This window comes from Chamaesiphon sp. OTE_75_metabat_556 (assembly GCF_031378165.1).
In the GTDB taxonomy this organism is placed as follows: Bacteria; Cyanobacteriota; Cyanobacteriia; order Cyanobacteriales; family Chamaesiphonaceae; genus Chamaesiphon.
This window is the reverse complement of the sequence record NZ_JANNDR010000240.1, coordinates 1-6,803: the sequence shown is the minus strand read 5'-3', so window position 1 is coordinate 6,803 and position 6,803 is coordinate 1. Positions and strand designations below refer to the sequence as shown.

General features: G+C 44.7%; 6 protein-coding genes and 1 pseudogene. 5 read left to right on the top strand and 2 right to left on the bottom strand.

What is annotated here, in order from left to right; translation table 11 throughout:
- Window positions 1-959 (bottom strand): annotated as a pseudogene (locus RMO27_RS09840) (GTPase HflX); the annotation flags it as partial.
- Between the two features lie 141 nt (window positions 960-1,100).
- Here RMO27_RS09840 and RMO27_RS09835 point away from each other — a divergent pair.
- From RMO27_RS09835 to polA, 5 genes are all read left to right on the top strand, one after another.
- On the top strand, window positions 1,101-1,526 hold the full coding sequence (locus tag RMO27_RS09835) for a hypothetical protein (protein WP_309731860.1): 426 nt from the start codon (window positions 1,101-1,103) through the stop codon (window positions 1,524-1,526).
- A gap of 82 nt (window positions 1,527-1,608) precedes the next feature.
- Window positions 1,609-2,043, top strand: a complete 435-nt coding sequence (locus RMO27_RS09830) for a hypothetical protein (RefSeq protein ID WP_309731862.1) — start codon at window positions 1,609-1,611, stop codon at window positions 2,041-2,043.
- A 66-nt stretch (window positions 2,044-2,109) separates the two neighbouring features.
- Window positions 2,110-2,769: a Uma2 family endonuclease gene (locus tag RMO27_RS09825; protein ID WP_309731858.1), complete on the top strand. Its 660-nt coding sequence runs from the start codon at window positions 2,110-2,112 to the stop codon at window positions 2,767-2,769.
- Window positions 2,747-3,049 (top strand): redoxin family protein, encoded by a 303-nt coding sequence (locus RMO27_RS23810; protein ID WP_396133655.1) that lies wholly within the window; start codon window positions 2,747-2,749, stop codon window positions 3,047-3,049. Before RMO27_RS09825 ends, RMO27_RS23810 begins: the two co-directional genes overlap by 23 nt.
- Window positions 3,050-3,320: 271 nt before the next feature.
- Complete coding sequence (polA, locus tag RMO27_RS09820; protein WP_309731855.1) at window positions 3,321-6,248, top strand: DNA polymerase I; 2,928 nt, start codon at window positions 3,321-3,323, stop codon at window positions 6,246-6,248.
- A gap of 23 nt (window positions 6,249-6,271) precedes the next feature.
- Here the strand turns inward: polA and RMO27_RS09815 are convergent.
- The coding region (locus tag RMO27_RS09815; RefSeq protein WP_309731852.1) for a leucine-rich repeat domain-containing protein at window positions 6,272-6,803 on the bottom strand (532 nt) is incomplete at its 5' end.

Below are 6,803 nucleotides of genomic sequence, written 5' to 3'. Positions count from 1 at the left end.
AGTTGGGCTAGCTCGACTTGCAATTTACCTGCACCAGATTGCGCGCGTTGGGCAAAGATATCTAAGATCACCTCAGTTCTGTCTACGACCCGAATCCCGATTTGGGTTTCGAGATTCCGCCCCTGGCTGGGGGAGAGATTGCAGTCAAAGACAATTAGGTTCGCCCCGATTTTTTGAGCGGCGAGGGCGATTTCTTGGATTTTCCCTTCCCCGACGACGGTTTGCGGGTGGGGTTTCGATCTTTTTTGCTGGATGGTGTGGAGGACTTCACCGCCTGCTGTTTCGACTAATTTAACGATCTCTTCCAAGCCATCGGTAAATCGCTGGGTAGTCACATAGTCGGTTTTGACCCCAACTAATACGACTCGATCTGTTTCGTCCGCAACGTTTTGATTGGCAACATCTCGCTCGTATTCGCGCTCGATCCCATCAACCAGATCCAGAAAATCTTGGTCGCTAATCGTATCTAGGCTCAACGGTGGCGAAATCGTCCAATTAATCTCTGGATGCGGCACCAAGTGAGCGAGATAGGTATCTTGAATATATCCAGTCGCACCCCCGCCCCGTTTTTGAAAACCGCTACCAGTAATGTTTAGAATTACCAGTGCATCTAATCGCTGCAGAGCCATTGCTGTCAGCGCACTCTCACTAGGAATTTCCGGTTTGAGTTGGGTCGAAATACACCGAATCCCACTCAATCGTTCGGCACCATAACGCGGTAATTCTAATGGTGGAATTTGAGTTTGGCGGGGAGTGCCGACACCCAACCGGATAATTTGACCGCGCCGATTGATATATACGCTCACTGGGTCGCCGATTTCGGCACTAATTGCCGCTAGCTTTTGGGCAAATTCTGGCGTAGTCAGTCGATCGCCTGGTAGTCGATCGTTATATAACTTCCGGAGCTTTTTAATCTGATTGGATTTTAATCCTTGTAAGTTGCCGTAAATTGTCTCGATATGCTCTGTTCCTAACGCATTACCTCTAGTGTAGTAGCTGGCGCAGACGTTTGGCGTCGTTGCTTGTAAAACTTTGTTACTAACTCGAATGTAGAGATTGGGTAGAATATTGAAATCCGATCGATACCCGATAAGCAGATTATGACTTTTACTCTATTTGGTCGCTGGCAAATTCGAGTCTTGTTATTGGCTACAGTTGGGCTATTATTAACCATCCTCATGGTAGTCAGATCTAGTCCCGCGATCGCCGGACAAACTTTGCTAACCTTAATCTATCTCGGCTTATTCGGATTAGCCTGGGATTTTGGCTATCATCAGTTGCAACGATTTCGCTGGGATGGCGACTGGAACGGGTTGTTCCAGTTCGGTGCGGCAGTATGGGAAGGGCTATTTTTGATAACGATTATTAAAGTTATTGGCTTACCAGGGATCGACATAGCTCATTTTAATATCCCTGGGTTCATCGGGTTTTATACTAGTTTTAGTCTGCTTAGTGCGATCGTCACTCATTCCCTACTCCGCATCCTGTCACCCTATTCGCGCTTCAATGGGGGACAATGGTTTTAGGTTAGGCTTGAGGTTTTGCAGGATGCAAGCGTCCTTTGTCTTACAACGCCCCCACTCTCCCACACAACCTACCATTCTTGCCATGCTGATTCGTACTTTCGTCAGATTTACCGTTGCGATCGTGTTATCGATGTCTACGTGGCTAGTTGCCCCCGCAGCATTCGCAGTTACGCCCATCCCGTTGTCAAATATTGGTTATAAGGATTGTTCGGCAGAAATGTCTAAAGGTGCGGTGAGTAGCGGTGGGGTAACGCAGGATGCTGCTTGTTTTTTGATTACTGGCAAAGCCGAAAATAAGTCGGGTAAGACAGTCTACGATGCGGATGTCTTCGGGCGGATTTATGATGCGGACAATAACAATGTGCTGCCAAATCGGGGGCGGGTGGGTTTAATCGAGCAGGTACCACCAGGGATTAATGATTTTGAAATGCGAGTTACGGTGCCAGCGAGTGCGCGGCAGCCGCTGCAATTGAAGAAGTTTAAGGCTTCTGGCTTTACTACTAAAATTAGACAATAATCTCACTTAGCGAGACAGGCTATCGATCTCAAGATTTAAACTATCAATAGTCGTGGAGGATAAGTTATGACTACAACCTCATCAAAAACTATCCCATTACTAGAAAATGGCGACAGGCTGACTCGTCATGAATTTGAGCGGCGTTATGCTGCTATGCCTTATCAAAAAACAGGGAGTAATAAAGCAGAATTAATCGAAGGCATCGTCTATATGGCATCCCCATTAAGAATTAGAAGTCACGCACAACCCCACAGTCAAATTACGGGTTGGTTGGTTTCATATCAAGCTAATACACCTAGTTTGATGGTGGGGATCGAACCAACAGTGCGCCTCGATCTAGATAATGAATTTCAACCTGATGCGGTGATGTTTATCCCAGGTAGAGGAGCGAGGATTACGGAAGATGACTATATCGCAGGTGCGCCGGAATTAATAATTGAGATTGCGGCTAGTACTGTATCGATCGATCTTCACGATAAGAAAGCTGCTTATCGTCGCAATGGCGTACAGGAGTATATTGTCTGGCGCACTTTGGATCGAGAAATCGACTGGTTTAGTCTTAAAGATGGTGACTATATCCGGCTAGAACTCGATGAGAATGGCATAGTTAAGAGTCAAGTATTTCCTGGATTGTGGTTGGCGGTTGAAGCAATATTGTCAGGCTCGATGGCAGATGTTTTGGCGGTATTGCGATCTGGATTAAATTCGATATCAAGAGTTAAATAATTTAGGTTCGCAAGTATTTGGACTTAGTACTCAAGGTAATGAATATCAGCTTGAAGCAAAGATACGCCTGCATTTGCCTTTCGATCTTTTGAGCGATTGTGATTTGAGCTTTGCCAAGATGCTCAAATTACCAATTCTTGAAATAGATAACAATCACCTAATTAAGCGAGTTACACTCATTGTGAAAGATGGGAAAATAGTTAAAGTCTTCTATCCAGTTTTTCCGCCCGATCGAAATGCCGATGATGTTATTAATTGGCTTAAAAAATATGCCTTATAAATATATATGCATGTGAAATCTCAATTTCAAGCATCTGTAGGGGCGGGTTTATGCTAACAATTATCGATCGATCCTAGCAACCTCCAGCAAACCCGCCCAACCCCACTAGAATGTCTAAATCGATTAGATATTCGTAGCCAATCACATACAATTCGTTATTCGTAGTTGAGGGCGGGTTTAATTTAAATATTCTAGAATTACCCATAGGGTATAGCATAAACCCGCCCCTACAGATTGTGTATAATTTAATTAGGTTAATCTACTCGATCGTATGTCTCAAACTCCTCTGCTAATTCTCGTCGATGGACACTCCCTCGCTTACCGTTCTTACTTTGCCTATGCCAAAAGTAAGAGCGGTGGCTTGATGACTTCTGCCGGAGTGCCGACGAGTATTTGTTTTGGATTTGTCAAGGCTTTGGTAGAGATTATTAATAGTCAAAAGCCGGATTCAATGGCGATCGCATTTGACTTACGCGCGCCGACTTTTCGACATGAGGCTGATGAAAATTATAAAGCCGATCGAGTGGAAACGCCAGAAGATTTCACGATCGATATTCAGAATCTGTATCTATTATTGAGAGCGTTAAATTTACCAACAGTTACGGCGGTGGGATTTGAGGCGGATGATGTGTTGGGGACTTTGGCGGGGAGAGCTAGCCGCGCGGGTTATCAGGTGAAGATTTTGTCTGGCGATAAGGATATGTTCCAATTGGTGAGAGATCGCGATCGAGTCAGCATATTGTACATGACTTCAGCTTTTGCTCAAAGTGGCCCTTCGGTAGTGGAAATGAACGAGCAAGGTGTCGTCGATAAAATGGGTGTGACTGCGGCGCAGATTATTGACTATAAGGCGTTGTGTGGGGATAAGTCAGATAGCATTCCTGGCGTGCGGGGAATTGGTGATAAGACGGCGGTGAAGTTGTTGAATGAATATGGCGATCTGGCGACTATTTACGATCGCGTGGAAGAGATTCTAGGGGCGAATGGTAAGAAGCTGATTGCGGGGAAGGATGATGCTAATCACTCGCAATATTTAGCGAAAATTATTACCGATGTACCGTTGGCAGTTGAGTTAATCGAGACGAAATTAACTGGGTTCGATTTTCAGCAGGTGCAGCCGTTATTACAAACATTAGAGCTGCATCGATTTACCAAAGATATCGAGAAACTACAAGAGGCTTTCGGCGGTGCGGCGGCTCCAGATCCTGAGAATGTTAATAGTCCCCACGAAGCAATTCATGAGATTGTAACGCCTGGTGGGGCAATCGTGCCCGATGATGGTGGCGACGATATGTGGTTTTTTAGTGCCGAAGATACCGATAAATTTCAACTCAGTCGGCTATGTCCGATTCAACCGCAAATTATCGATACGTTAGCGAAATTGCAAGCTTTAATTACCAATCTTCAGCAACATACAGATCCCAATCATCCCGTTGCTTGGGATACGGAAACTACCGATTTAGAACCGCGCAATGCGAATTTAGTTGGGATTGGTTGCTGTTGGGGTGAGGAAACTAATAGCATGGCATATATCCCCGTGGGACATGAAACGGGAGATAATTTAGATCTAGAATTAGTCTTCAATAGTCTCAAACCAATCCTCGAATCTGCGGCTTATCCAAAGGTATTGCAAAATGCTAAATTCGATCGATTGGTATTTAAAAACCAAGGCATCCACCTCCAAGGGGTAGTATTTGACACGATGCTGGCGAGCTATGTCCTTAATCCCGACAGCAGCCACAATCTCACCGACTTATCCAGCCGCTATCTGAGCATCGTCCCCCAGAGTTACGATGACTTAGTACCAAAAGGACAGACGATTGCGAATATTCGCATCCCCGCAGTCGCCGAATATTGCGGGATGGATGTCTGGGGTACATATCGCCTTCACGATCTCCTCAAAGCCGAATTAGCCGCCGCACCGAAATTACTCGCGCTCTTGCAAGAGATCGAATTACCCCTCGAACCGATTCTTGCAGACATGGAAGATCGGGGTATCAATATCGATGCGGAATACCTGAAGACACTCTCGCTAGTATTAGCTAAAGATTTAGCCAAAATCGAGGAGCAAACCTACACCCTAGCTGGCGAAAAATTCAATCTCGGATCGCCCAAACAACTCGCGCAAATCTTATTTGAAAAACTCCAATTGGACACCAAAGGTATCCGCCAAACTAAATCCGGCTACTCCACTGATGTCAATACCCTGGAAAAATTGCAAGGCAAACATGAAGTCGTCGATCTGATCCTCCAACACCGCACTTTCTCCAAGCTCAAATCTACCTACGTCGATGCGCTCCCCGCCTTAATACATCCCAAAACTGGCAGAGTTCACACCGATTTCAATCAAGCCGTTACCGTCACGGGGCGACTCTCATCATCCAATCCCAACCTTCAAAATATCCCGATCCGCACCGAATTTAGTCGCCAAATTCGCCGCGCATTTATCCCCGCACCAGGTTGGATTCTGGCTGCGGCTGACTACTCCCAAATCGAACTCCGCATCCTCGCCCACCTGAGCCAAGAACCCGTTTTGATCGCGGCTTACAACCAAAACGAAGATATCCACACCGTCACCGCCAAACTCTTATTTGAAAGTGATACCGTCACCAGCGAACAACGCCGGATGGGTAAGATCATCAATTTCGGCGTTGTTTATGGCATGGGTGTCGCTAAATTTGGGCGAGAAACAGGTGTCAAAACCAGCGAAGCCAAAGTCTTCATTGAGAAGTTTTACGATCGATACCCAGGCATTTTTGACTACTTAGAGCGCGTCAAACGGGAAGCGATCGCGTTAGGATATGTCGAAACTGTCTGCGGACGGCGGCGGTATTTCAAGTTTGAAAGTGGTAAATTGCGCGGCTTAAAAGGTAGCAATCCAAATTCGATCGATCTGGATAATCTCGGCAATTTAGGACAATTAGATGCGGGCTATTTACGCGCTGCGGCGAATGCACCGATTCAGGGTTCGAGTGCGGATATTATTAAGTTGGCGATGATTTCGATCGATAAGTTATTGGAGCAATATCAAGCAAAGATGTTGTTGCAAGTCCATGATGAATTGGTGTTGGAAATTCCCCAGGATGAGTGGGAGGAGTTGCAGCCGAAGATTAAGGCGACGATGGAAAGTGCGATCGATCTGAGTGTGCCGATGGTGGCAGAGATTGGGAGTGGGGCTAATTGGATGGATGCGAAGTAAAGAATAGATTATGATTGGAATCTCTATTTTACCTCCTTGAATCCTATGGCCATTCCATTAGTATTAAAATCTAAGTAAAACATTTTTAAATTAGATATTCTGCTCATCAATCTGGGTAAATCTTTGATTTTATCTATTTCAATGATAATTCTTTTTAAATTAGTTAATTTGGTCATAGACTCTGGAAAGCTTTGTAATTGATTATGAGTAAGATTAAGTTCTGTAAGATTAATTAAGCCACCTATGGATTCAGGCAAGCTTGTTAGTTGATTCTGCCAAAGATCGAGATTAGTGAGATGAGTAAGTTGAGAGATTGACTCAGCAAGATTTTTTATTTTATTATGACTAAGGTTGAGATTTGTTAGGCTATTAAGTTGACCGATACTATCAGGTAGAGCTACAAAACTGTTGTTAGATAGATTCAGCCATGTGAGATTAGTTAGCCTGCCAATAGATTCAGGCAAACTTGTTAGATGATTAAATGGAAGATGAAGCGTTTTTAGATTAGTTAATTTACCGATGGATTCAGGTAGCTTTACAAGGTGACTACTTTCA